The organism is uncultured Tateyamaria sp. (assembly GCF_947496075.1).
In the GTDB taxonomy this organism is placed as follows: domain Bacteria; phylum Pseudomonadota; class Alphaproteobacteria; order Rhodobacterales; family Rhodobacteraceae; genus Tateyamaria.
This window is the reverse complement of sequence record NZ_CANMBJ010000002.1, coordinates 1,373,728-1,396,291: the sequence shown is the minus strand read 5'-3', so window position 1 is coordinate 1,396,291 and position 22,564 is coordinate 1,373,728. Positions and strand designations below refer to the sequence as shown.

The window sequence follows — 22,564 nt, the reverse complement described above, 5'->3', positions numbered from 1 at the left end:
TGATTTGCAACAATCCCGCACTTTCAATTCGAAAGCCGTTTGGGCGTGCCGAAGCTTGGTTAAGATGGCCCTAACAAGACAAAAAAAGTCGGGCAGGAAATCATGGTTATTCGGGTCGATTCCCATCGGCTGGCCTATATGGCTGTGCCAAAGGCGGCGTGTTCATCGGTCAAGGCAGCACTGGCTGCAATTGATCCACTTCAAGCGGAAAACAACGCAAGCGCGTTCAAGCAGCAGCAAGTGCATGCCATTTATCCAACAGTACGGTTTCGCCCGCATCGCTGGAGTATTCTGGAAAATCATTATTGCTTCACGGTCGTACGTGACCCTTTGAAGCGACTGCTTGCAGTGTACACCAACCGCGTCGAAGGATTGGGTATTCTAAGTCACAGCCCGAAAATTCGCCGGGGCAGGGTGCATCTGCCCACTGAACCGGATCCAGATTACTTTTTTCAAAACCTGAGCGCCTATATTGCGACCTCTTCGGATATCAAACACCATGCCTTGCCGACCGAGCTGTTCACCGGCGCGGATTGGTCTGTCTACGATCGTGTCTTTCGTACAAGTGAAATGGATGATCTTGGCGTTGCGTTGAGCGAACACACAAGGCGAGACGTCGTTATTCCACATTTCAACTCAAGTGATCGGCGCCTGCAGCTGAGCGATCTGTCCCCGCAAACACAACGTGTTCTGGGTGTGCTGCTGGAAGAAGAGTATGCGCATCTTGCACCATTTTTCGACAATCCCTTTCATCAGCCACGGATGCATGCAGTCGCGTGATCAAGTCACTTGCGCGAACAGGTTGCACGACATATCGTCGTCTCAACTCGATATGAAAGGCGCAGAATATGGCGCCACAGCGTCCCCGAGGTGCGGGCGCGACAAAGACGAAAGGCACCCGACCGGGGGCCATGCCCGTGCCGCGTGCTCCTGGATCGCCCGAGCTTTATGCCGCGCTTGATCTGGGCACGAACAGTTGTCGCATGTTGATAGCCGAGCCAAAGGGCGCGGGCTTTCAGGTCGTGGACAGCTTCTCAAAATCTGTTCAACTTGGTCTTGGCCTAGAGAAATCCGGCAAGCTGTCGCGTGGATCCATGTCGCGGACCGTGCAAGCCATGCGGATTTGCCAGCAGAAGTTAAAGCGACACCAGGTCAGACGGATGCGCCTTGTCGCCACAGAAGCGTGCCGTAGAGCCCTGAATGCAAAGGATTTTGTTCAGCGCGTTCAACGCGAGACCGGGTTGCGGCTGGACATTATCGAACCCGAGGAAGAGGCGCGGCTGGCCGTTGTATCCTGCGCGCCATTGGTCAGCCCCAAGACAGAAAACCTTTTGGTCGTTGATATTGGAGGCGGGTCGACCGAGTTGGTCTGGCTTGATTTGTCTCAGGTTCCGCGCGCTGATCGTCCGCAGTCCATCATGCGGCTGCATTCGGGCTTTGAACAAGTTGCGTCAGATATGCCCGAGGCACGTGTCGTAGATTGGATAAGTGTTCCCTTGGGTGTCGCAACATTGCGCGAACAGTTTAATGACGTGGATGACGATGCTGCGCGATTTGCGCTGATGAGTTGGTTTTTCGAAGAGAACCTGGCCGATTTCTCGCCCTACCACGCGACAGAGCCAACCGAGCGTTTCCAGATCATCGGCACCTCCGGTACAGTGACCACCGTCGCGGCCTCGCATCTTGGTCTGAAGCGATATGACCGGACAAAGGTGGACGGTCTGCGCATGACGTCGGATCAGATCGACAAGGTTATTCGATCCTATCTGGCTCTGGGTCCCGGAGGGCGGCGTGCCGATCCCCGTATCGGATCGGACCGGCACGCCCTGATCATGTCTGGTGCGGCGATCCTTCAGGCCTTGATGCGCTGCTGGCCAACCAACCGACTGTCCGTTGCCGATCGTGGATTGCGGGAGGGGCTACTGTACGCGCAGATGAGCGCGGACGGTGTATTGGAAGATCAGCGGGTTTGACAGCAGCGGGGCCAACACAAGGCGATCCACAATATCAATGAGCTTTGCTGACGACACTTGCCATGCGCTCTGCATCAGATGGGGGACGGTCTGCATGACCACACTCAGTTCGAATAAGAAGATGCAGGACCGAGCGATCAGTGCTATCGGCAACGCACATTGCGGAAATTGGCAGGGGACACATGCATTTCCGCATGATCCACCCTATATTCGCGATCTCTTGTAGCGGATCATTTTGCACAAACCGCTGGCGTGAAATTGAAAGGTGGCAACGTGACCAAGACCCCGACAGGCAAGAATACATCAGGGCGCGGGCAGCGTGACCTGAAGGTCAAGGTCAAGAGTGCTCGCGGGCGCAAGTTGTCGTCGACCCGCTGGTTGCAGCGCCAACTCAACGACCCTTATGTAAAGCGGGCCCAAGCGGAGGGGTATCGCGGGCGTGCCGCGTTCAAGATCATGGAACTGGACGACAAGTACCGCTTCTTGGTGCCTGGTGCCCGAGTTGTAGATTTGGGAGCGGCCCCGGGCGGCTGGTGCCAGGTTGCGGTCAAACGCGTGAACGCGCTGGGTGAAAAATCAGGCAAGGCTGTCGGAACAATCCTCGGGGTCGATCTGCAAGAAATGGAGCCGATTGCGGGGTGCGAGTTGCACCAATTGGACTTCATGGAAGATGATGCCGATCTGAAGGTCAAAGACTGGTTGGGTGGCAAGGCAGATGTGGTCATGTCCGACATGGCCGCCGCGTCCTCGGGCCACAAACAAACCGATCACCTGCGCATTATCTCCCTATGCGAGGCGGCCGCTTACTTCGCCTTTGATGTCCTGGATGATAGTGGGACATTTGTCGCCAAGGTTCTGGCAGGCGGGGCAGAGGGCAGCCTTCAAAAGCTGCTCAAGCAACGTTTTGACAAGGTGGCCAACGTTAAACCACCTGCCTCGCGCGCGGATAGTTCGGAGAAATTCGTTGTTGCGACGGGTTTCCGCAGTGACAGCGCGTAACAGGTGTCCAGCACAGTCAAGCCGCCCCGCCTCAGCAATGCATTTGGCTTAGATTGACAGCCGTGCAGCGTGCGTGCCTCGTTCACGATACGGCGTCGTGTCGTAGTGCGACCGATAGCATTTCGAAAAATGTGACGGTGAGGCAAATCCACACGCCAAGGCCACGTTAATGACGCTCATGTCGGTTTGCATCAACAGGTTGCGGGCCTTTTGCAAGCGCAGTTCCATGTAGTACCGCTTGGGGCTCCGGTTCAGGTAGCGGCGAAACAGACGCTCAAGCTGCCGTGTCGACATGCCGACATCCTTGGCCAGAATGGAGGGGCTGATCGGCTCCTCGATATTCTGCTCCATGATCTGGATAACTTGGCTCAGCTTCGGATGCCGGACACCAATACGCGTCGGCACGGACAAGCGTTGGGTGTCCTGATCTGTGCGGATCGAGGAATAAATCAACTGGTCTGCAACGGCGTTGGCCAATTCCTCCCCATGGTCATCGGCAATCAGTTTCAACATCAGATCGATGGATGATGTCCCGCCTGCCGTCGTCAAACGTTTTTCATCGATGACAAAGACCGATTTGGTCAGTTCGACCTCCTGAAACTCTTCCGCAAAACTGTCCTGGTTTTCCCAGTGAATCGTTGCTTTCTTGCCGTCCAACAGACCGGCTTTCGCCAGCGAATACGCTGCCGTGCACAGACCGGCCATCTGGATCCCTTTCCGGGCTTCCCGGCGCATCCAGCTCAGCAGACGCTTTGTCGTCGCAGCTTGAACGTCGATACCGCCGCAAATCATGACCACGTCATCGCGGGTCAACTCATCCAGATCACCGTCCAGTTGGAAAGCCGGCCCCGCAGAGCAGTGCGCGACGTCTCCACCTTCTCCGACAATCCTCCATCTATAAAGCTCACGACCAGCCATACGGTTGGCGATGCGCAGACTTTCCAAAGCGGCCGAGAAGCAAAGCAGGGTGAAGTTGTCGAGCAGTACAAACACAAAACGTTTGGGCTTGGCAACTTCCTGAGGCGGGCGAGAGAACGACATCGCTGCGAGTGTCCTGTTATTATTGCCGGGCGTCGTGACCCGGAGATTTCGTCAGCCTGACCACGGCGGAAACGCCACGTCAAGAGGGCGCATTTGTGATATGGTGTCCTTCCAATAGCTTTTGTATAGAAGGCTCCGGTCATGAGACCGCTAACAGCTTTTGCGGAGAGACAAGATGAGCGATTGGACGAAATCTGACTGGCGCGCCAAGCCCCGGATCCAGATGCCCGATTACACCGATACTGCGGCCCTGAACGCGGTTGAGGCGCAGCTTGCAAAGTATCCTCCGCTGGTGTTTGCAGGCGAGGCGCGGCGGCTAAAGGCCCATCTCGCCGATGCGTCCCGTGGTGATGCGTTCCTACTGCAAGGTGGCGATTGCGCTGAGGCGTTTGATCAGTTCAGCGCCGACAGCATCCGGGACACGTTCAAAGTCATGTTGCAGATGGCAATGGTGCTCACCTACGGTGCCAAAGTGCCGGTGATCAAGTTGGGCCGCATGGCTGGCCAGTTTGCCAAGCCGCGCTCTGCCCCGACAGAGGTGGTGGATGGCGTGGAGCTGCCCAGCTACCGCGGCGACATAATTAATGAGCTGGACTTCACTCCAGAGGCGCGTATTCCGAACCCACGGAAGATGCTGCAGGCCTACACTCAGGCAGCGGCCACGCTGAACCTGCTGCGTGCGTTCTCGACCGGTGGCTTTGCTGACATGAACATGGTGCACTCATGGACTTTGGGCTTTGCCGATGGGGCAGGAGCAGAAAAGTACCGCGAAATCTCAGCCCGCATTCAGGATACCATCGACTTCATGGCCGCGGCTGGCATTGATGCCGATACCACGCATGAATTTTCGTCCGTCGAATTTTACACCAGCCATGAGTCGCTGCTGCTTGAGTATGAAGAAGCGCTGACGCGGATCGACTCAACCAGTGGCAAATGGCTGGCTGGTTCCGGTCACATGATCTGGATCGGCGACCGTACGCGGCAGCCCGATGGTGCACATGTCGAGTTTGCGCGTGGTGTTCAGAACCCCATCGGTTTGAAATGTGGGCCCAGCATGACAACCGAAGACCTGAAGGTGCTTCTGACCAAGCTGAACCCAGAAAACGAGGCCGGCCGTTTGACCCTGATTGCACGCTTTGGCGCAGGATCGGTGGGTGAACACCTGCCGCGTCTGATCAACACTGTCCGCGAAGAAGGCGCAGAAGTGGTTTGGGTGTGCGACGCGATGCACGGCAACACGATTAAGTCCTCGACCGGGTACAAGACACGTCCGTTCGACAGTGTTCTTCGTGAAGTGCGCGAATTCTTTGGCGTGCATGCTGCCGAAGGGACAGTGCCTGGCGGTGTTCACTTCGAGATGACGGGGCAAGACGTCACCGAATGCACTGGCGGTGTACGCGCCGTGACCGAAGAGGACCTGAGTGATCGCTATCACACGGCGTGCGATCCACGGCTGAATGCCTCGCAATCTCTGGAATTGGCGTTCCTGGTGGCCGAAGAGCTATCGCAATTGCGCGCCACCCGTGCCAAAGCACGCGCCGCAAGCTGATCGAAACAAAAGCGCGCCGAACAAACCGTTCGGCGCGTTTCTTTTGGTAGATCTTCAGATCTCCGGTCTATTTGTCGTCTGACTTCACCAGACGAAGATACGGAACACTTGGTCTTGGCGTCGTGGCTTCAAAGCTTTTCTGGCTTTCTGCAAAACCATCCATCTGCACGCGCTGTGGCCTGGCCTGAACAGTAGGTTCGATGGCTGCCGGTATGGCAGCGGGAGATGCAATCGGCCGAATACGCGCACCAACCACATTGAAGCGGCGCGGTGTCTGCCCGATTTCACCCTGGGCAACGAGACATCCCAGAATTCGGCTTACATCGCCGAGGTCGCTTTTGAGTGGCAGCAGAAGCAAACGGCATTCCATCTGCGGTTTTGAAATGTTTGTCTCTGCACTCATGCGCAATTCGCACATGGCGGGGCGTTGGCAGACATCTTCGATGGCATCGGAGATTTGACGACGACAAGGTGGCGTGATGAGAGATGTCAGTGGCATCCCGCGTACTTCCATCCCCATCAAGTCGCCGAGGTGACTGCCCGCGATACGAATACGTGCCATTCCGGGTGCGATGCGTTCCAAAACAAAAGTGTATTCGAGCGCCGATTCAATGCCGCGTGGGTCAATCTCGGACCGTTTTGGCATCAGGCGTGTGCCACGCAAGCCTTCCCAATAGGCTTCAACCTGCGAGATCGCCGAAAAACCTGTGTTTGCGCGGAACTCTGTCATTGCGCTCACATTGTGCGTGTTAAGGTCTGATTTGTCCATCTGTACATACTCTTGCTCGGTCCACCGAATGCTGTGCTCCGGGAATGATGCAAAACATATCAAATTTGCGGGAACCCGCGCGGTGAAAGCTAACAAATGGTTAATCATCGCCCTGTCCCCGCGGGGACACGGGCAGTGGCTTGCCCCGATGTGAACTTCCCCCTAAACGCAAAGACATGACCAAGACATCCAAAGATGGCGCGCTGCGCTCAATGACCGGTTTCTCGGCTGCCACCGGCGCATTCAACTCATTTCGCTGGGCATGGGACATTCGAAGCGTCAACGGTAAGGGTTTGGACGTGCGCTTGCGCGTTCCCGATTGGATTGATGGGTTGGAAACGGCGCTGCGGCCGCTCGTTGCAGCACGGGCCAAGCGCGGCAATGTCACGTTGTCGCTTCGCATCACGCGCGATGATGCGGCGGCTGGTTTGTCATTGAACGAAGAGACCATGCGCGCCGTCGTTCAAAGTCTTCTTACAATTGAAGCAGAGGCGATGGACCAGGGGCTGTCGCTTGCACCTTCCCGCGCCACCGACATTGCGAGTATGCGCGGCGTTATGGATGCGGGGGCCGCACAGGATGACACCGGTCCATTGCGCACGGCCTTGCTTTCGGAGGTTCCGGCGCTTCTGGACGCATTTGATGATATGCGGACGCGCGAAGGATCGGCCTTGCGCGAGGTGATGTTGGCGCAGTTGACCGAAGTCGGCAAACTGACCGAGCAAGCCGCGGCGTTGGCAGAGAGACGCAAGGACGATGTGGCCGCAAATTTGAAACGGAACCTTGCCCGCGTTTTGGACAATACAGACAGCGCAGACCCGGATCGTGTCGCACAAGAGCTGGCCTTGTTGGCGGTCAAGGCAGATGTGACAGAGGAAATTGACCGGCTGCACACACATGTCAAAGCCGCAGGTGCGCTTTTGAATGACGGAGGTGCGGTCGGGCGTAAGCTCGATTTCCTCATGCAAGAGTTCAACCGCGAAGCTAATACTCTATGCTCAAAAGCGCAAAATGCCGATTTGACGGCTGTCGGATTGGCGTTGAAAGCGCTGATCGATCAGATGCGTGAGCAAGTACAGAACGTGGAATAAGAATATGACCGACGCTCAGAACCGCCGTGGTCTTCTGATCATACTTAGCTCCCCATCAGGCGCCGGGAAAAGCACTCTTGCGCGTCGATTGCGGGATTGGGACTCCGGTTTGTCGTTTTCCGTATCGGCCACGACACGTGAGCCAAGACCAGGCGAAGTGGACGGTGAGCACTATCGCTTCATCTCTGAGGCTGCGTTCAAGGGCCAGGTTACAGATGGAGAGATGCTGGAACATGCTCACGTATTCGGCAATTTCTATGGCTCACCGAAGGGGCCCGTCGAGGATGCGATAAACAAAGGGCAGGATGTCCTTTTTGACATCGACTGGCAGGGTGCCCAGCAGATAACCAATTCCGCCCTGGGCCAGCATACACTGTCCATCTTCATCCTGCCCCCTTCGATTGCAGAGCTACGGCGCCGGTTGGAAACGCGTGCGCAGGACGACGCGGAAACCATTGCCCGCCGCATGCAAAGAAGCTGGGACGAGATAAGCCATTGGGGCGGGTACGATTATGTGTTGGTCAACGATGATCTGGACGAGACCGAAGAGCATCTGAAAACCATCATCACCGCCACGCGCCTGCGTCGTTTGCAGCAACCACAGTTGACGGACCATGTGCGCGCCCTGCAAACCGAATTCGAGGAGTTGCCATGACACTCTATTCGCTGGGCCACGACCGCCCGCAGATTGCGCGCGACACATGGGTTGCGCCGGACGCCAATCTGATTGGCAAGGTGATCCTCGAAGAAGGTGCTAGCGTCTGGTTCGGGTGCACGATCCGCGCAGACCACGAGGATATACGCATCGGCGCGGGCACAAATGTGCAGGAAAACTGCGTCATGCACATAGACGCAGGCTATCCTCTCACTATCGGTCCCGGCTGCACCATCGGGCACAAGGTCATGCTGCACGGCTGCACGATTGGGGAAAACAGCTTGATCGGCATGGGTGCGACGGTTCTGAACGGTGCAAAGATTGGCAAGAACTGCCTGATCGGGGCAGGAGCGTTGATCACGGAGGGCAAGGAAATTCCCGACGGCTCATTGGTAATGGGCGTGCCGGGCAAGGTGGTACGGGAACTGGACGAACAGGCCATCCAAGGTCTGCGCGCCTCTGCGCTTCATTACCAGGAGAACATGCGCAAATTCCGCGATACGATGGCGGAGGTACAGAGCTGATGCCGCATTGCGAACTGAGCTATTCAAGCGATCTTGCCATCGACGCCAAGGCGATCCTGGCAGAAGTTGAGGCCTGCATTCTGCGCCATGATGGCGGAGCGGGGGAAACCAAGGGGCGCGCGTATCCGGCACCCGTCTTCTTACATACGCATCTAAAAGCGTCCGTTGCACTGTTGGCCAAGCCTCATCGAAACGCCGCATTCACCGCTGCCTTACAAAAGGACCTTGTGGATGTGATTGCAGCACATCTGCCGCGTCCTTGCTGGTTGAGTGTGGACATCACGTTCAGCTCGCAGACCTATCATACGGAATTTCTGGAATGACCTCGAACTCCAAAGGATCGCTCGTGCGACCAACGCCACTGCCGGAAAGCGCATCGCGACCGGTTGTAACGCCGCTTAGCCCCTCGGTCGTCTACGCGTCCGACACGCCGGACATGCTGGATGCCCAGTATGACGGGGATCTGCATGGCTATACCTACAGCCGTGAAGGGCATCCAAATGCGGACGTCGTGGCGCAAGCCATTGATCGGATGGAAGGCGCGCCGCATATGGGCGTGCTAACCTCGTCGGGTATGGGGGCCGTGTCTGCGGTCCTGCTCGGGCTGCTGACGTCAGGCGACCGCGTGATTGGTGGTAACCAGCTCTATGGTCGGTCGCTGCGCATGATGTCCGAGGACTTGCCACGTTTGGGCATCCAGACGTCGATGGTCGATCCGGGGGATGCAAATGCCGTGCGCGCGGCCCTGCGCCCCGAAACTAAGATGATCCTGGTCGAGGTTGTTTCGAACCCGACCTTGCGTGTTGCGGATGTGCTGGGCCTGTCTGCATTGGCGAAAGAGGCGGGTGTGTTGTTGGTCATCGACAACACTTTTACCACGCCAAGGGCGTTCAAAGCGTTCGATCACGGCGCAGATATCGTCATACATTCATTGACCAAGCTTTTGTCTGGTCATTCGGACGTGATGCTGGGCTATGTCGCGGCAAAGGACCAAGCCATCAATGATCGGTTGCGCGTATTTACCGTGACAGCCGGGATGACGCCCAGCCCCTTTGATTGCTGGTTGGCCGAGCGGGGGCTTCTGAGCTTTGAATTGCGCTATGACCGGGCACAAGCGACAGCAGCGACCTTGGCCGAGCACTTGTCGGTTCTGCCAGGGGTGAAGCGGGTCATCTATCCAGCCCGTCGCGATCACCCGGACCATGCGCGCGCCGAAGCTTTGCTGAAGGGGCAGTACTGCAACATGGTCAGTTTTGAAATTGACGGCGGGCGCGAGGCGGCCAATGCCTTTGCCCGAGGGGCTGACGGCCTAAACTTTGCTCCGACGCTCGGCGATATTGGAACAACGATTTCGCATCCGGCCTCATCGTCTCACCGGGCGTTGACTGCTGAGAAACGTGCGGAGCTGGGTATGTCCGAGGGATTCTTCCGCATCTCGGTCGGCCTCGAAGACCCAGATGTGCTTTGCGATGTGTTCACGCGCGCTGTAGAGGCCGCACTGGCGTAAGGGGGCAGGGCGATGGGTGACGATGTGCTGGGCGCATTGCTTGCGGCCTTTCCCTTGCCCACACTCGCCATTGATGCATCCGAACGCATCGTGGCTGCCAATGTCGAGGCGCTCACACTGATCGGCCAACAGGCGTTGGATCGCAACTATGTGACGATGTTGCGCCAGCCTGCACTGCTCGATGCGATCGAAGCAACGCTGCAGGACGGTAAGGCACGGACCACGCGTTATCTTGGCAATGATGGTGCGCAGGATACGACATACACTGTGAGCGTCCGCGCCGTGCGGGGTGTTGGGCGCGACAGTGCGGGTATCGCCATGCTGGTGTTCGAAGATGTGACGCATGTCGAGCAAACCAGCCAAATGCGCCGGGATTTTGTCGCCAATGTCAGTCACGAGCTACGCACGCCTTTGACTGCGCTTATGGGGTTCATCGAAACACTGCGCGGACCGGCGCGCAATGATCCGGAGGCGGCTGAGCGCTTTCTGAACATCATGCAGGACGAGGCGGAGCGGATGAATCGCCTGGTCGGGGACTTGATGTCACTGAACCGGGTGGAGGGCGACGAACGCGTGCGCCCGACGGAGGTCGTATTTTTGAACGACGTGCTTGAGTCCACGCTGCGAACCCTAAGGTCACTTGCCGAGGAAGCTGGCGTTACACTTGAGCGTGAGTTCGGCGATGAAACCGTGCACCTGATTGCGGATGCCGATCAGTTGAAACAAGTCTTCACGAACCTGACTGAAAACGCGATTAAATATGGTGGATCGGGCGGGCGCGTCACCATTCGCGTGATGACCAGCACCCGGGAACCGGCCCTGCGTGCACCTGGGGTACGGGTGCAGATTGTAGACTATGGACCCGGCATCGATCCTGTGCATCTGCCGCGCATTACGGAGCGGTTTTATAGGGCAGATGATCACCGCAGCCGCGCGCTTGGTGGTACTGGCCTTGGCCTGGCTATCGTCAAGCATATCATCAACCGCCATCGGGGACGCTTGCGGGTCGAAAGCACGTTGGGCGAGGGCGCAACCTTTACCGTCATTCTGCCCGTACAAAAAAGTTTGGCGTGACGCGGCGGCAAATTGCCCGCTGTCATAAAACTGTTACGCAGTTGTCACAAAAGGATTGCGAGCGGTGCCTAGATGGGCACCAAGATCCTCATGGGGGGGATCATTAAGAAAATGCTCAGACAGGAGACATTCATGTCCTTTGTGAAACTCACCACGTCGGCGCTGGCTCTTTCAGCCATGGCTGCAACTGCGGCAGTAGCGCGCGACCAGGTTCAGGTTGCCGGTTCGTCCACCGTTTTGCCTTACGCTTCGATTGTTGCGGAAGCCTTTGGCGAAAACTTTGACTTCCCGACACCTGTTGTGGAATCGGGTGGTTCCTCCGCTGGTCTTAAACGATTCTGCCAAGGCGTCGGCACCGAGCATACGGACATTGCGAATGCATCGCGCGCGATCCGTGACAAGGAAATCAAGGCCTGCGCCGCAAACGGTGTGACGGACATCATCGAAGTGCGCATCGGATATGATGGCATCGTCTTTGCATCGCAAATCCAGGGACCCGAATACACGGCGTTCACGCCCTCAGACATCTTCAATGCGTTGGCCCCAAAAGTCATGTTGGACGGTGCGCTGGTCGACAACCCACACACGCAATGGTCCGACTTCAACGCGGACCTGCCTGCGACTGACATCCTGGCGTTCATCCCCGGCACCAAACACGGCACACGTGAGGTGTTCGAGGAAAAAGTAATCGCGGCTGGCTGTGAAGCCACAGGCGCAATGGAAGCCATGATCGCTGGCGGTATGACCGAGGATGACGCGGAAGATGCCTGCCTGAGCGTCCGCACAGATGGCCGTTCGGTCGACATCGACGGCGACTACACCGAAACACTGGCTTCGATCGACGCCAATACCAACGCCATCGGCGTGTTCGGTCTGGCGTTCTATGAAAACAACACGGACAAGCTGAAAGTGGCTACAATGTCGGGTGTTGAGCCAACGACCGAGACCATCGCCAAGGGTGAATACCCGGTGTCTCGTCCGCTGTATTTCTACATCAAGAAAGCCCACATCGGCGTCATCCCAGGTCTGAAAGAGTACGCTCAGTTCTTTGTAGCCGATGAGGTTGCTGGCCCCGACGGTCCGCTGGCGGCTTACGGTCTGGTATCCGATCCTGAACTGGCTGACACACAGCAAATGATCGCTGATGAAGAAACAATGGGCAGCAACTCATAATCTGAGCGATTGTTGAGAACTGCCATAAAAAAAGATCGGGCGGCGACGAACTGCTGCCCGGTTTCTGCTGACAAGACCGCGAAAGTGCGGCTTTCATTTTTGGGGGACACATGCCTGTTATCTGGCTCACGCTGATTGTTCTGACGATCTCGGCGGTTGGGTTCTTGATGGGGCGCCGACGTGCGCTAGTAAGCGCCGGTGGCGACAGCCGAAATCTTCACTCGCTGCCGATCTACTATGGCTCCAACGCTCTTATGAAATCGGTTGTTCCGGCCCTTGGGTTGATGATCCTTTGGTTGCTCGCGCAGTCCCTGTTCATCGACAGCCGTATCGTTCAGATGATCCCAGAAAGCGAAATCGCCGAAGGGTCGAACATCGGTCTTGTTATGTCTGATGTTCGCCGTACCGCAGACGGGCTTTCGAAAGCGGTAGACGCAGGTCTGTTGGATGATGAAACGGCACGGAACGCGGAATCCGATCTCGAAGACATTACGCAGCGGCTGAAAGATGCGGGTCAGGTCGTGACCGGCCAAATCACACAAACGGTACTACAGGCCTCTCAAGCTTACCGCGCAATGAGCCAGACATCGAACCTGCTGATGACAATCGCAGTATTGATTGTCGCTGCCGCTGGTGCCGCCTGGGGCACAATGGAGAGCTCCAAGTCCTTTCGGGCCCGAAACACGGTCGAACAGGGTATTCTGGCACTTCTGATCGCGGCTGCTTCGGTTGCAATCCTCACAACAATCGGGATCATTCTTTCGTTGATCTTCAACACGATTGAATTCTTCCGCTTGTACCCGGCATCCGATTTTTTCTTTCTGCTTGAATGGGCACCCAGCTTCTCCGGCCGTGGCGGTGCATCGAGCCTTGGGATTCTGCCCCTGCTGTGGGGCACGCTTTATATTTCACTGGTCGCTTTGCTGGTGGCTGTTCCCATTGGCCTTTTTGCGGCCATCTATCTGTCGGAGTACGCGGGCCCAAGGATGCGCAGCATTGCCAAGCCGCTGCTTGAGATCCTCGCGGGTATTCCCACCATCGTCTACGGTTTGTTCGCATTGCTGACCATTGGCCCAATTCTGTTGTCGGTGTTTGGTGACAATGGTCTGGGATGGATGCAGGGACAACGGGCCGTGCTGACTGCGGGCCTCGCCATGGGCATTATGTTGATCCCATTTGTCAGCTCTTTGTCTGACGACATCATCAATGCGGTTCCGCAAGCCATGCGCGATGGCTCGTACGGGCTGGGCGCGACAAAATCCGAGACCATCAAGCAGGTCGTACTGCCCGCAGCTTTGCCAGGCATCGTTGGTGCCATCCTGCTGGCAGCCAGCCGCGCCATTGGCGAGACGATGATCGTTGTGCTGGGGGCAGGGGCAGCAGCCCGGCTCAGCCTCAACCCTTTCGAAGCCATGACAACCGTGACCGCCAAAATCGTGTCGCAGCTGACGGGCGACAGCGACTTTGCCTCACCCGAGGCACTTGTCGCCTTTGCCCTTGGCATGACCCTTTTCATCATGACGCTCGGGCTCAATGTCTTTGCCCTCTACATCGTGCGCAAGTATCGGGAGCAGTATGAGTAATGACTGACGCAACAATGACCCCCGAAAGCGCACGCCCATCCCGGTCGCTGATACACGAGGACGCGCGCACCAAGAAACGCAATGCCTCCGAGCGTCGCTTCCGTGCCTATGGCATCGCTGCAATCTTTACGGGCCTTTTCTTCCTTGTGGCACTGCTGGCTGCAATCCTGAGTTCAGGTCTACCCGCTTTCCGGCAAGCTGTCGTCGAGGTGCCGTTCACGCTGACACAAGAGCAATATGACGCCGCCGAAAAAGCGTTGCTGAAAACCGGTATTTACACCGATTATTTCGTCACTTCTCTGACCCAAACAATGGAGAGCGAAGGTGTCGAGATCGAATTCGATGAGAAGGCCATCGAACGTCTTCTTGGTAAGGTTGGCGGCGATTTGCGTAAATTTTACCGTGCCAATGAAGATCAATTGGAGGCATCTGTTTCCTTCGAACTCGCAGCAGCATCGCGTGTGGATCGCTATCTGAAGGGCACATTCGCACGTGAAGACCTGCAAAGCGGCAACCGCTTCTTCATGCCTGAGGATTTCGACCTGATCGACGCTATGCGTGACGCAGGTTTGATCAAGCAGGTATTCAACTGGAACTTCCTTACTGGCGTGGATACGGGTGTGGACAACCCCGGTGGAGCGGGAATTGGTGCTTCGGTGCTGGGCTCTTTCTTCATGATGCTGGTTGTTCTCGTCCTGAGCCTACCGATTGGGGTGGCTGCGTCGATTTACCTGGAAGAGTTCGCACCAAAGAACCGATTTACCGACTTCATCGAGGTCAACATCTCGAACCTGGCCGCCGTACCGTCCATTGTGTTCGGTATTCTGGGTCTTGCCGTGTTCATCCAGTTCGCACATCTGCCGCAATCAGCGCCGCTGGTTGGCGGCCTGGTGCTGACGCTGATGACGCTGCCGACGATCATCATCTCGACCCGCGCATCGCTCAAGGCCGTGCCTCCGTCGATCCGGGATGCGGCACTGGGGGTAGGGGCCTCGAAAATGCAAGCGGTGTTTCATCACGTTCTGCCATTGGCCGCACCGGGTATTCTGACAGGTACTATCATTGGCTTGGCCCAAGCTCTTGGTGAAACCGCGCCGCTGCTGCTGATTGGGATGGTTGGCTTTGTTGCGCGATACCCGGGCACATTTGTCGAGGGTTTCATTGAGCCAAACTCGGCGGTGCCGGCACAAATCTACAACTGGGCCGCGCGGTCCGACGCGGTCTTTACCGAAAAGGCCTGGGGCGGCATCATTGTGCTGTTGCTGTTCCTGATCACCATGAACACCATCGCCGTTATCCTGCGGCGCCGGTTCGAACGCCGCTGGTAGGAGGCTACCATGAATGACATGAGAATTCTGGAGAGAGACGTGGACACAAACGACGTCAAGATCGCGGCCAAAGGTGTGCAGGTCTACTACGGGGACAATCACGCCATCAAGGACGTGGATGTCGAAATCGACGACAAGACCGTCACTGCATTTATCGGTCCATCAGGCTGTGGAAAATCAACATTTCTTCGCTGTATCAACAGGATGAACGATACAATTGATGTGTGTCGTGTGGTGGGTGACATCCATATCGACGGTGAAGACATCTATGACGCCAAGGTTGATCCGGTGCAGTTGCGTGCGAAGGTGGGTATGGTTTTTCAGAAACCGAACCCATTCCCTAAGTCCATCTATGACAACGTAGCCTATGGCCCGCGCATACACGGACTTGCAAAGAACAAGGCGGAACTGGATGAATTGGTTGAGAAATCTTTGCGTCGTGGTGCGATCTGGGATGAGGTAAAAGACCGTTTGGATGCGCCAGGTACCGGCTTGTCCGGTGGCCAGCAGCAGCGCCTGTGCATCGCGCGTGCCGTTGCGACCGAACCAGAAGTGCTGCTGATGGATGAACCTTGTTCGGCGCTTGACCCAATTGCAACCGCTCAGATCGAAGAACTGATCGACGAGTTACGCCAAAGCTACTCTGTGGTGATTGTCACGCACTCCATGCAGCAGGCCGCACGGGTCAGCCAGAAGACGGCATTCTTTCACCTCGGCAACCTTGTTGAATACGGTGAGACGGGTCAGATATTTACCAATCCCGTCGATCCACGCACCGAAAGCTATATCACTGGCCGCATCGGCTAAGGAGCAGACCCATGCAAGACCAACACATCGCATCGGCCTTTGACAGGGACCTTGAAGCGATCCAGGCGCAGATCATGAAGATGGGCGGCTTGGTTGAAAACGCAATTCTTGAGGCCGCCATCAGTCTGGAAACCCGCGATGAAGAGCGGGCGGAACAGGTTCGCAAAGGCGACAAGGCAATTGATGAGCTGGAAGAGTTGATCAATGAGGAAGCCGCGCGCGTGATTGCTCTTCGCGCGCCGACGGCAATCGACCTACGACTTCTGTTGTCCGTCATCAAGGTGAGCGCCAACCTGGAACGTATTGGAGATTATGCAAAAAACATGGGTAAGCGCACAAGCGTTCTGTCCCAGATGGCGCCAGTGAACGACAGTGCAGGTGCCTTGCGCCGCATGGCGAAAGAAGTGGAGCGCATGCTGAAAGATGCATTGGACTCCTATGTGGCACGCGATGCCGAACTGGCTCAGGACGTGATTGATCGCGACGCCGAAGTCGACCAGATGTACAATGCGCTGTTTCGCGAATTCCTGACATTCATGATGGAGGATCCGCGCAACATCACGGCTTGCATGCACCTGCATTTCATCGCGAAGAACATTGAACGCATGGGCGACCATGTGACGTCGATTGCAGAGCAGGTCGTCTATTTGGTGACCGGATCGACCCCGGAAGAAAACCGCCAGAAGGCGGACAAAACATCCGTTCAGGCTTAGGAGACAAGGCAGATGTCCGTCGATCAGCCCCGAGTTCTGGTTGTCGAAGATGAGCCAGCACAACGAGAGGTGCTAGCGTACAATTTGGAGGCTGAGGGTTTTGCCGTCAGCCGCGCGCAAAACGGTGAAGAAGCGCTGTTGCTCGTGGACGAGGATATGCCGGATATCATCGTGCTGGATTGGATGATGCCAAACCTGTCAGGGATTGAAGTCTGCCGCAGGCTTAAGATCAAGCCTGAGACCCGCAGCATTCCCGTGATCATGTTGTCTGCCAGAACAGAAGAGGTCGACAAGGTACGTGGGCTTGAAACCGGCGCGGATGACTACGTGGTCAAACCATACTCGGTGATTGAACTCATGGCGCGGGTGCGCAGCCAGTTGCGGCGCGTGCGGCCTGCGACTGTTGGTCAGAGACTGGAGTTTGATGACATCGTGCTGGACTCGGAAAGCCATAAGGTCACGCGCGGTCGGGACGAGCTGAAGTTAGGCCCGACAGAGTTCAGGCTATTGAGTACATTTATGGAAAAACCAGGACGGGTGTGGAGCCGGGAGCAATTGCTGGACCGGGTGTGGGGCCGTGACATTTACGTGGATACAAGGACGGTTGACGTGCACATTGGCCGTCTGCGCAAAGCGCTTACATACTTTGGTGGAACCGACCCTGTCCGCACAGTTCGAGGAGCTGGATACGCACTCGGTTGACGGTGAGTTTAATCTTGTAATATATTGATATTTAATGCTTAATTTCATAACGGCGCTCAAATTTTGTCCGAGCCTGATATTCGATGGGTTGTCTGTTATTGCCAGCCGAACCAGGCCCGCAAACCATCATTCAAGCGGACCTGCCAGCCTGACGCAGCAAAGATCCACTGTCAGCTGAGGGCTTGGAATTCCACACGGCGGTTTTCGTCAGCACGGGTGTTTTCAGTGTTGTGCGGAAAGCGTTCACCAAGTCCCAAGGTGGTCAGGCGATTGCTCTGAATGCCACAGCTTGCGGTCAGGTATCTACCAACCTCTTCAGCCCTCAGTCGGGATAAACGTTCGTTGTACGCATCCGACCCAGCAGAATCCGTGTGTCCGACAATCTGGAAGACCTTTATGTCGCTGTCGCGCATAACGACGCACATTTCATCCAAGATCTGGGTCTGGTCCGCCCCAATCGCGGCGCTATCAAAGGCAAAATTGATAAAGAGATTGACCTGCAATTCTTCCGCAAGTTTGCCGTATGTTGCAACCGGTGCGTTTGCAGAGGCGATCTGAGGCGCGTTCTCCGCATTGGGTGCCGTTGGCGGATTCAAACCTGTGATCGCCGTTGTTTGCGTATCGTCCAGCGGTGCTGGTGTCAGAGGTTGAAGCTCGGTCGAGGCTTGGGGCGTGCCCAAGGTTGGGCTGTCGACCTGAGCTTCGACATCCAGATCGTCCACGGTCATCAAAATAAGGTTCCGCGTCGGACCATTCTCGGTCGCACCGCTGAAGGCGTCACGTTGTGCTTGGAACCGTTCCATAATGTCGCTTGTATCAAGCGATTGGGCTATCAGCGGTCCAGTCAAACAAAGAAGCGCCGCTGCCGCGGCAGAGATTGTGCGCATAGTATCACCAAAAAGAAAATCGTTAGGGTATATCCCCAGAATACTGTAGCATCGGGAAAATTTCAACGTTTTGCCGGCTTCGGTTTTTTCAAATGTACAGACCAGAATTGCTCCTATTTCGGGCAAAACCTGACACTGTTGCGGAGCGCTCTTGAGATCGGCCTCAACACTTGCGCCGTTGCGCATCACGGGTGCGGGATTCACGCACAAGGGACTGGTGCGAGATCGAAACGAAGACGCGATACTGATCGATCCGAATGGAGAACTTTGGGCGGTGGCTGACGGAATGGGAGGCCACGGGCACGGCGATGTCGCCGCAGACATGGTGATCGACAGCCTTGCGACCTTGACCCGTACAGATGATCCAGAGGTGTGTCTGGTCGAAACTCTTCAGCGAAGCAATCAGGCAGTTTTTGCGGCAGCCGACGGGACAGTCATGGGAGCGACAGTCGTTGCCGCGTTCATGGACGCAAACGTAGCTTATTGCGCTTGGGTGGGTGACAGCCGGATTTACTTGTGGCGGCAGGGTCAATTGAAGCAAATGACCAAGGACCATAGCCACATCCAGGAATTGATTGATCAGGGTGTCCTCAGCAAAGAGGCAGAACGGTCGCACCCTGAGCGGAATGTGGTTACACGCGCCATTGGCGCGGAGCCGGATGTTGACGTCGATACATTTGTCTTGCCTCTCCAGTCAGCAGACAGGCTGCTGCTGTGCAGTGACGGCTTAAGCGGTGCTGTGGAAGATACCAAACTTGCGGACACAATGATGTTGAACAGGCCCGACAATGCCACGGCAGCGCGATTGTTGCAGGCGGCGTTGGATGCAGGCGCGCCAGACAATGTGTCGGTAATTGTCGTGACAGCAACGGAAGGGTAGGGCGCGTGCAGGCGAACTTGGTCGCAGCGACAATAGTTGCCATTGGTTTGGTTACCGGTGCCGTGGCTTTTGCCCTGGTCGGTGCGGTCTTGCAGGTCGAAGATGGTGGCGCGCTGGTGCGGTTGAACAGAGCAACCGTCGAAGTGCGTGAACTGCGCCGTACCCTTGAGGCGCAGGACGTAGAGATTGAAGCGGCCAAGCGGCAAATCGAAGAATTACGCAAAGCCTTGGCCGACGCGCGCGAGGCGGCAAATCGCGCGCCTGCAGTTGTCAATTCTCCCACCAGTTTGCGCGGTTTTGACCAGATCGGCGAGCATTCCGAAACCAAGGACATGACCGAACAGATGATCCTTGCCGACGAGCGGTTTAACAAAAATATCTCGCAGCCTCGCAACAGGATCATGCGCGAAGTCCTTGGCAATCCTCGTCAAACTTATGGCGTGAATTGCCAGAGTGTCACCAATCCCAGCCTGCGCGCCTTGTTGGAAACCCGGCAAGTCGGTCCAATCAAAGTCACCATGATCCGTCCGGCGCTGGATTCTCTGGAACGGATCATGAAGCGGTTGCAAGAGCAGGAACCGGATATCCATGCCGCTATTGGCACGGCCGGGGCGCTGTGCGCGCGTCTCATCAGGGGGTCGAGTACCGGCATCTCCAACCATTCCTGGGGAACTGCAATCGACCTGAAACTCAAAGGGCGACTCGACGGGTTCGGTGATGGATCCACACAGTTCGGGCTGCTTCTGATCGCTGAACTCTTCAATGAGGAAGGCTGGTACTGGGGCGCGACCTATTCACGAGAAGACAGTATGCACTTTGAAGTTGGTGTGGAGACTTTGCGCAAATGGGCCGCCGAAGGCTTGCTATGACGGCGCTGGAGGAGGAGGCCGCCGCATTTCGACAGTTCGTCGATGGCCTTGGTCCGAAAGACGCACGTGATGTGCCGCGCCTCGTGGACGAGCTTGCGGTGCGTTTGAGAAGGTTTTCGCAACGTGCGGAACGGGCGGGGGAACCGACTGTGACCTTGCGACCGGCCCGGATGGCCTTGGCCGTTTTTGCTGACCACAGGGTCAGGGCGTTGCCGAAGACGGATATTACCAAGTGGGGGGCCTTGGCTCAGCAGACCATCTTTGAGGGACGAGATGTCAGCGAAGCTGATCTGCGGGAGTTTCGGCGCATCGCGCAGGACCAGAATTATACTGCACTGGAAGCGCTTTTGTCCGATGTGCTTGCAACAGTCCGGAGAAAGTCCAGACCCAAGGCAGCGCGACTTCGCATCGTTCCGATGCTTTCGGTTTTACTTGTAACCGCGGTGATTGGGATGGCGGCCTATCTGGCATGGCTGGAACAAAGATTTCATGCGCAAGCGTATGCAGCCTATTCGGAATTTCAGAACGCCCTTGAGTTGGAGCAAACACGGGAGAGCGCCGCTATCCTGGCGCGCCTTGGCGCGCTGTCCGGCGATCTGAAAAACGTAGAAGCAGCGATAGTCCAAGCGCCGTTGCGCAATGTGCTGACTTTGCCTTTTGCCGACGCGAGAGGAGCTGCGGAGTCCTCCTATCGCCAAGCGGCTGCGCGGGCCATCGGCCCACTTTTGGCGGATGCGATAGAATTTGCCTTGGCAACGGAGGGACAAGGTCTGGCGGTGTATGATAGCTTGCGCGCCTATGGTATTCTGACCGGGCAGACCGCGTGGGAACCAACCTTCCTGATTGGATGGGCAAAAGCGCGGGAAGAAGCGCTCGGGCTCTCAGGGTTTTCAGAGCACATTGCATCACTGACTGGTCCGGTTGAGGGGCTTGTTCCTGCCGAGGCAGTGCTCTTGGAGCAGGCCCGCACCATCGCCACGGAGGCCAGTGAAGTGGACCGGACCTGGTTGGAGATGATCCGCGCGCCCGATGTGTTGTCCCTGCCGTCATGGTCAGCGTCAGAGGCCCTGCCCAACCTTTTGGATGTCGCGATCCGGCGCAGCGACACTCCTTTGGAGGTGCCTGGCCTTTACACTCGGGAGGGGTGGGACCGGGCGCAAACCATTTCCGCTGGTGTCGCCGTGACGAAAAGCAGGCAAGTGACGGAAGCTTTGTTTGGTCGCCCCTTGCCGCAGCAGAACGGCACAGTCGACCTGGTGATGGAACGGCTCCAGACGGAAACGATTGACGCCTGGACGAAATGGCTCGCCGATCTGCGGGTGCGACCTTTTGATGATCCTGATCGAGCGATCATCGTTTCCGGAACTCTATCGCAGGCCACATCGCCCTTGTCTGCTTTGTTTGAAGAGATCTGGACAGAAATTGGTGGGCGAGATCGCAGCCGCCCACGGCCGTTCCAGACCGAAATTGCGCGCAGTTTTGGACCGGCAATTCAGTACGTCGAACAGGGGCGGATGGAAGAGATCGCCGCGCTGTTTGCCGCCGTAAACGTAGCGCTGGTAACGCGTTCGCAAGATGCGGCGCGCGGGGATCATGCCATCCTTGCCGTGGCCGAGCGGGCGCGCTCAATTCAGTCTTTGCGTGCTGCCCCTCGGCTTGTCGTGCAGTTGGTCGAGGATACCCTTGCGCAAATCAGTGCGCCTGTGGTCGCAGATGATACGCCAATCTCCAGACAATGGACTCGGATTCAGGCGGCGTGTCAGGCGGAGTTGGAGGGGCGTTATCCGTTTGGAGAAGGTGCCGCAGTACCGGTGGCAATCACGACCAACTTTTTTGGTCAGCAAGGGCTGCTTCCCCAATTCTTCGCACAATATGCGCGTCCCAATCTGGAGACAGAGGATGGGCCTTGGCGCTGGAAGACCGAAGCGCGGTTTGCTGGGCTTTCGCCGGAGAGCGCGACGTTTCTGGAACAAAGTATGGCGATCAGCAGCGGATTGTTCGGCGGCAAGGGTTTGGGGGCAGAAATGATGCTTGCCACATTGGCGGAGCGCGGACAGGCCAGTTTTCGATTGGGCGGACAAACGGCGTCATTGCGTGCGTCGGGTGCCGCCAGTCGCCTTGCGTGGCCTGGTCCAGTGTCTGAACAGGGTGTGGCGGTGCAATTCAACGGTAGCGTCGAAAGCAGTCTGCTGTCACATCCCGGCGCCTGGGGGATGCACAGGATGTTGGATGGCGTGCGGGTCAGACCGCGTGACGAGGGGCGGCGCTTTCTGGTCGATCTGAGGGATGAGACCGGTCGAATTTTTCTGGAAGTACAGTTTGATGAGCCGGTCAACCCTGTCTCGATCCGGCCTCTGATGGCGGACTTTGCCTGTCCGTCTCAGCTGTGAAGACGAAGCAATAATTTTGCTGTATGTTACTGGTATTGTAGTGGGCGGTT

General features: G+C 56.8%; 22 protein-coding genes. 19 read left to right on the top strand and 3 right to left on the bottom strand.

Features of this window, described 5'->3' with window-relative positions:
* Positions 1-102 precede the first annotated feature (102 nt).
* The 3 genes from Q1A51_RS10905 to Q1A51_RS10895 all read left to right on the top strand — a co-directional run bounded on the left by Q1A51_RS10905 (position 103) and on the right by Q1A51_RS10895 (position 2,972).
* A complete protein-coding gene (locus tag Q1A51_RS10905) occupies positions 103-780 on the top strand; it encodes a sulfotransferase family 2 domain-containing protein (RefSeq protein ID WP_299596169.1) in 678 nt (225 codons plus the stop codon).
* 68 nt (positions 781-848) lie between these two features.
* A complete protein-coding gene (locus Q1A51_RS10900; RefSeq protein ID WP_299596172.1) occupies positions 849-1,973 on the top strand; it encodes a Ppx/GppA phosphatase family protein in 1,125 nt (374 codons plus the stop codon).
* A 273-nt stretch (positions 1,974-2,246) separates the two neighbouring features.
* Positions 2,247-2,972, top strand: coding sequence for an RlmE family RNA methyltransferase (locus Q1A51_RS10895; protein WP_299599616.1), 726 nt, complete (start codon positions 2,247-2,249; stop codon positions 2,970-2,972).
* Positions 2,973-3,020: 48 nt separating this feature from the next.
* On the opposite strand, the gene Q1A51_RS10890 is transcribed toward Q1A51_RS10895, so the two are convergent.
* A complete protein-coding gene (locus tag Q1A51_RS10890; protein WP_299596175.1) occupies positions 3,021-4,013 on the bottom strand; it encodes a GlxA family transcriptional regulator in 993 nt (330 codons plus the stop codon).
* A gap of 175 nt (positions 4,014-4,188) precedes the next feature.
* On the opposite strand from Q1A51_RS10890, the gene Q1A51_RS10885 reads away from it, so the two are divergent.
* Entirely contained in the window at positions 4,189-5,562 is a 1,374-nt protein-coding gene (locus Q1A51_RS10885; RefSeq protein ID WP_299596178.1) for a class II 3-deoxy-7-phosphoheptulonate synthase, read from the top strand.
* A 67-nt stretch (positions 5,563-5,629) separates the two neighbouring features.
* Here Q1A51_RS10885 and Q1A51_RS10880 read toward each other — a convergent pair whose 3' ends face one another.
* Positions 5,630-6,292 carry a PAS domain-containing protein gene (locus Q1A51_RS10880; RefSeq protein WP_299596181.1) on the bottom strand — a complete coding sequence of 221 codons (663 nt, stop codon included), beginning with the start codon at positions 6,290-6,292 and terminating at the stop codon, positions 5,630-5,632.
* A gap of 215 nt (positions 6,293-6,507) precedes the next feature.
* On the opposite strand from Q1A51_RS10880, the gene Q1A51_RS10875 reads away from it, so the two are divergent.
* From Q1A51_RS10875 to phoB, 12 genes are all read left to right on the top strand, one after another.
* Positions 6,508-7,422 (top strand): YicC/YloC family endoribonuclease, encoded by a 915-nt coding sequence (locus Q1A51_RS10875; RefSeq protein ID WP_299196447.1) that lies wholly within the window; start codon positions 6,508-6,510, stop codon positions 7,420-7,422.
* Between the two features lie 4 nt (positions 7,423-7,426).
* Complete coding sequence (gmk, locus tag Q1A51_RS10870) at positions 7,427-8,077, top strand: guanylate kinase (protein WP_299596184.1); 651 nt, start codon at positions 7,427-7,429, stop codon at positions 8,075-8,077.
* Positions 8,074-8,601 carry a gamma carbonic anhydrase family protein gene (locus tag Q1A51_RS10865; protein WP_299596187.1) on the top strand — a complete coding sequence of 176 codons (528 nt, stop codon included), beginning with the start codon at positions 8,074-8,076 and terminating at the stop codon, positions 8,599-8,601. The genes gmk and Q1A51_RS10865 overlap by 4 nt, the downstream gene beginning before the upstream one ends.
* A complete protein-coding gene (locus Q1A51_RS10860) occupies positions 8,601-8,924 on the top strand; it encodes a hypothetical protein (protein ID WP_299596190.1) in 324 nt (107 codons plus the stop codon). The genes Q1A51_RS10865 and Q1A51_RS10860 overlap by 1 nt, the downstream gene beginning before the upstream one ends.
* Positions 8,921-10,108 (top strand): aminotransferase class I/II-fold pyridoxal phosphate-dependent enzyme, encoded by a 1,188-nt coding sequence (locus Q1A51_RS10855; RefSeq protein WP_299596193.1) that lies wholly within the window; start codon positions 8,921-8,923, stop codon positions 10,106-10,108. The genes Q1A51_RS10860 and Q1A51_RS10855 overlap by 4 nt, the downstream gene beginning before the upstream one ends.
* Positions 10,109-10,120: 12 nt before the next feature.
* Positions 10,121-11,182: an ATP-binding protein gene (locus Q1A51_RS10850; protein WP_299596196.1), complete on the top strand. Its 1,062-nt coding sequence runs from the start codon at positions 10,121-10,123 to the stop codon at positions 11,180-11,182.
* A 132-nt stretch (positions 11,183-11,314) separates the two neighbouring features.
* On the top strand, positions 11,315-12,355 hold the full coding sequence (locus Q1A51_RS10845; protein WP_299599618.1) for a substrate-binding domain-containing protein: 1,041 nt from the start codon (positions 11,315-11,317) through the stop codon (positions 12,353-12,355).
* A 110-nt stretch (positions 12,356-12,465) separates the two neighbouring features.
* The gene (gene pstC / locus Q1A51_RS10840; protein WP_299596198.1) at positions 12,466-13,938 is read left to right on the top strand and encodes a phosphate ABC transporter permease subunit PstC; all 1,473 of its coding nucleotides are present in this window, start codon (positions 12,466-12,468) and stop codon (positions 13,936-13,938) included.
* Positions 13,938-15,266, top strand: a complete 1,329-nt coding sequence (gene pstA, locus Q1A51_RS10835) for a phosphate ABC transporter permease PstA (protein ID WP_299596201.1) — start codon at positions 13,938-13,940, stop codon at positions 15,264-15,266. The genes pstC and pstA overlap by 1 nt, the downstream gene beginning before the upstream one ends.
* Positions 15,267-15,275: 9 nt before the next feature.
* Positions 15,276-16,073, top strand: a complete 798-nt coding sequence (pstB, locus tag Q1A51_RS10830) for a phosphate ABC transporter ATP-binding protein PstB (protein ID WP_299596204.1) — start codon at positions 15,276-15,278, stop codon at positions 16,071-16,073.
* Between the two features lie 11 nt (positions 16,074-16,084).
* Entirely contained in the window at positions 16,085-16,786 is a 702-nt protein-coding gene (phoU, locus tag Q1A51_RS10825; RefSeq protein WP_299596207.1) for a phosphate signaling complex protein PhoU, read from the top strand.
* A gap of 12 nt (positions 16,787-16,798) precedes the next feature.
* Positions 16,799-17,488 (top strand): phosphate regulon transcriptional regulator PhoB, encoded by a 690-nt coding sequence (phoB, locus tag Q1A51_RS10820; RefSeq protein WP_299596210.1) that lies wholly within the window; start codon positions 16,799-16,801, stop codon positions 17,486-17,488.
* 170 nt (positions 17,489-17,658) lie between these two features.
* Here the strand turns inward: phoB and Q1A51_RS10815 are convergent, their stop codons facing one another.
* Positions 17,659-18,291, bottom strand: coding sequence for an OmpA family protein (locus Q1A51_RS10815; protein ID WP_299596213.1), 633 nt, complete (start codon positions 18,289-18,291; stop codon positions 17,659-17,661).
* 235 nt (positions 18,292-18,526) lie between these two features.
* Here Q1A51_RS10815 and Q1A51_RS10810 point away from each other — a divergent pair, with 235 nt between their 5' ends.
* The 3 genes from Q1A51_RS10810 to Q1A51_RS10800 are packed head-to-tail and all read left to right on the top strand — an operon-like array spanning position 18,527 to position 22,514.
* Positions 18,527-19,255, top strand: a complete 729-nt coding sequence (locus Q1A51_RS10810) for a protein phosphatase 2C domain-containing protein (protein WP_299596216.1) — start codon at positions 18,527-18,529, stop codon at positions 19,253-19,255.
* Between the two features lie 5 nt (positions 19,256-19,260).
* Entirely contained in the window at positions 19,261-20,124 is an 864-nt protein-coding gene (locus Q1A51_RS10805; RefSeq protein ID WP_299596219.1) for a M15 family metallopeptidase, read from the top strand.
* Entirely contained in the window at positions 20,121-22,514 is a 2,394-nt protein-coding gene (locus Q1A51_RS10800) for an ImcF-related family protein (RefSeq protein WP_299596223.1), read from the top strand. Before Q1A51_RS10805 ends, Q1A51_RS10800 begins: the two co-directional genes overlap by 4 nt.
* Positions 22,515-22,564 lie beyond the last annotated feature (50 nt).

Coding starts and splice junctions, on each gene's coding strand:
- phoB (WP_299596210.1), top strand. CDS start 16,799: ATGTCCGTCGATCAGCCCCGAGTTCTGGTTGTCGAAGATGAGCCAGCA.
- Q1A51_RS10815 (WP_299596213.1), bottom strand. CDS start 18,291: ATGGAACGGTTCCAAGCACAACGTGACGCCTTCAGCGGTGCGACCGAG.
- phoU (WP_299596207.1), top strand. CDS start 16,085: ATGCAAGACCAACACATCGCATCGGCCTTTGACAGGGACCTTGAAGCG.
- Q1A51_RS10900 (WP_299596172.1), top strand. CDS start 849: ATGGCGCCACAGCGTCCCCGAGGTGCGGGCGCGACAAAGACGAAAGGC.
- pstC (WP_299596198.1), top strand. CDS start 12,466: ATGCCTGTTATCTGGCTCACGCTGATTGTTCTGACGATCTCGGCGGTT.
- Q1A51_RS10860 (WP_299596190.1), top strand. CDS start 8,601: ATGCCGCATTGCGAACTGAGCTATTCAAGCGATCTTGCCATCGACGCC.
- gmk (WP_299596184.1), top strand. CDS start 7,427: ATGACCGACGCTCAGAACCGCCGTGGTCTTCTGATCATACTTAGCTCC.
- Q1A51_RS10855 (WP_299596193.1), top strand. CDS start 8,921: ATGACCTCGAACTCCAAAGGATCGCTCGTGCGACCAACGCCACTGCCG.
- Q1A51_RS10875 (WP_299196447.1), top strand. CDS start 6,508: ATGACCAAGACATCCAAAGATGGCGCGCTGCGCTCAATGACCGGTTTC.
- Q1A51_RS10800 (WP_299596223.1), top strand. CDS start 20,121: ATGACGGCGCTGGAGGAGGAGGCCGCCGCATTTCGACAGTTCGTCGAT.
- pstA (WP_299596201.1), top strand. CDS start 13,938: ATGACTGACGCAACAATGACCCCCGAAAGCGCACGCCCATCCCGGTCG.
- Q1A51_RS10850 (WP_299596196.1), top strand. CDS start 10,121: ATGGGTGACGATGTGCTGGGCGCATTGCTTGCGGCCTTTCCCTTGCCC.
- pstB (WP_299596204.1), top strand. CDS start 15,276: ATGAATGACATGAGAATTCTGGAGAGAGACGTGGACACAAACGACGTC.
- Q1A51_RS10865 (WP_299596187.1), top strand. CDS start 8,074: ATGACACTCTATTCGCTGGGCCACGACCGCCCGCAGATTGCGCGCGAC.
- Q1A51_RS10880 (WP_299596181.1), bottom strand. CDS start 6,292: ATGACAGAGTTCCGCGCAAACACAGGTTTTTCGGCGATCTCGCAGGTT.
- Q1A51_RS10890 (WP_299596175.1), bottom strand. CDS start 4,013: ATGTCGTTCTCTCGCCCGCCTCAGGAAGTTGCCAAGCCCAAACGTTTT.
- Q1A51_RS10905 (WP_299596169.1), top strand. CDS start 103: ATGGTTATTCGGGTCGATTCCCATCGGCTGGCCTATATGGCTGTGCCA.
- Q1A51_RS10845 (WP_299599618.1), top strand. CDS start 11,315: ATGTCCTTTGTGAAACTCACCACGTCGGCGCTGGCTCTTTCAGCCATG.
- Q1A51_RS10885 (WP_299596178.1), top strand. CDS start 4,189: ATGAGCGATTGGACGAAATCTGACTGGCGCGCCAAGCCCCGGATCCAG.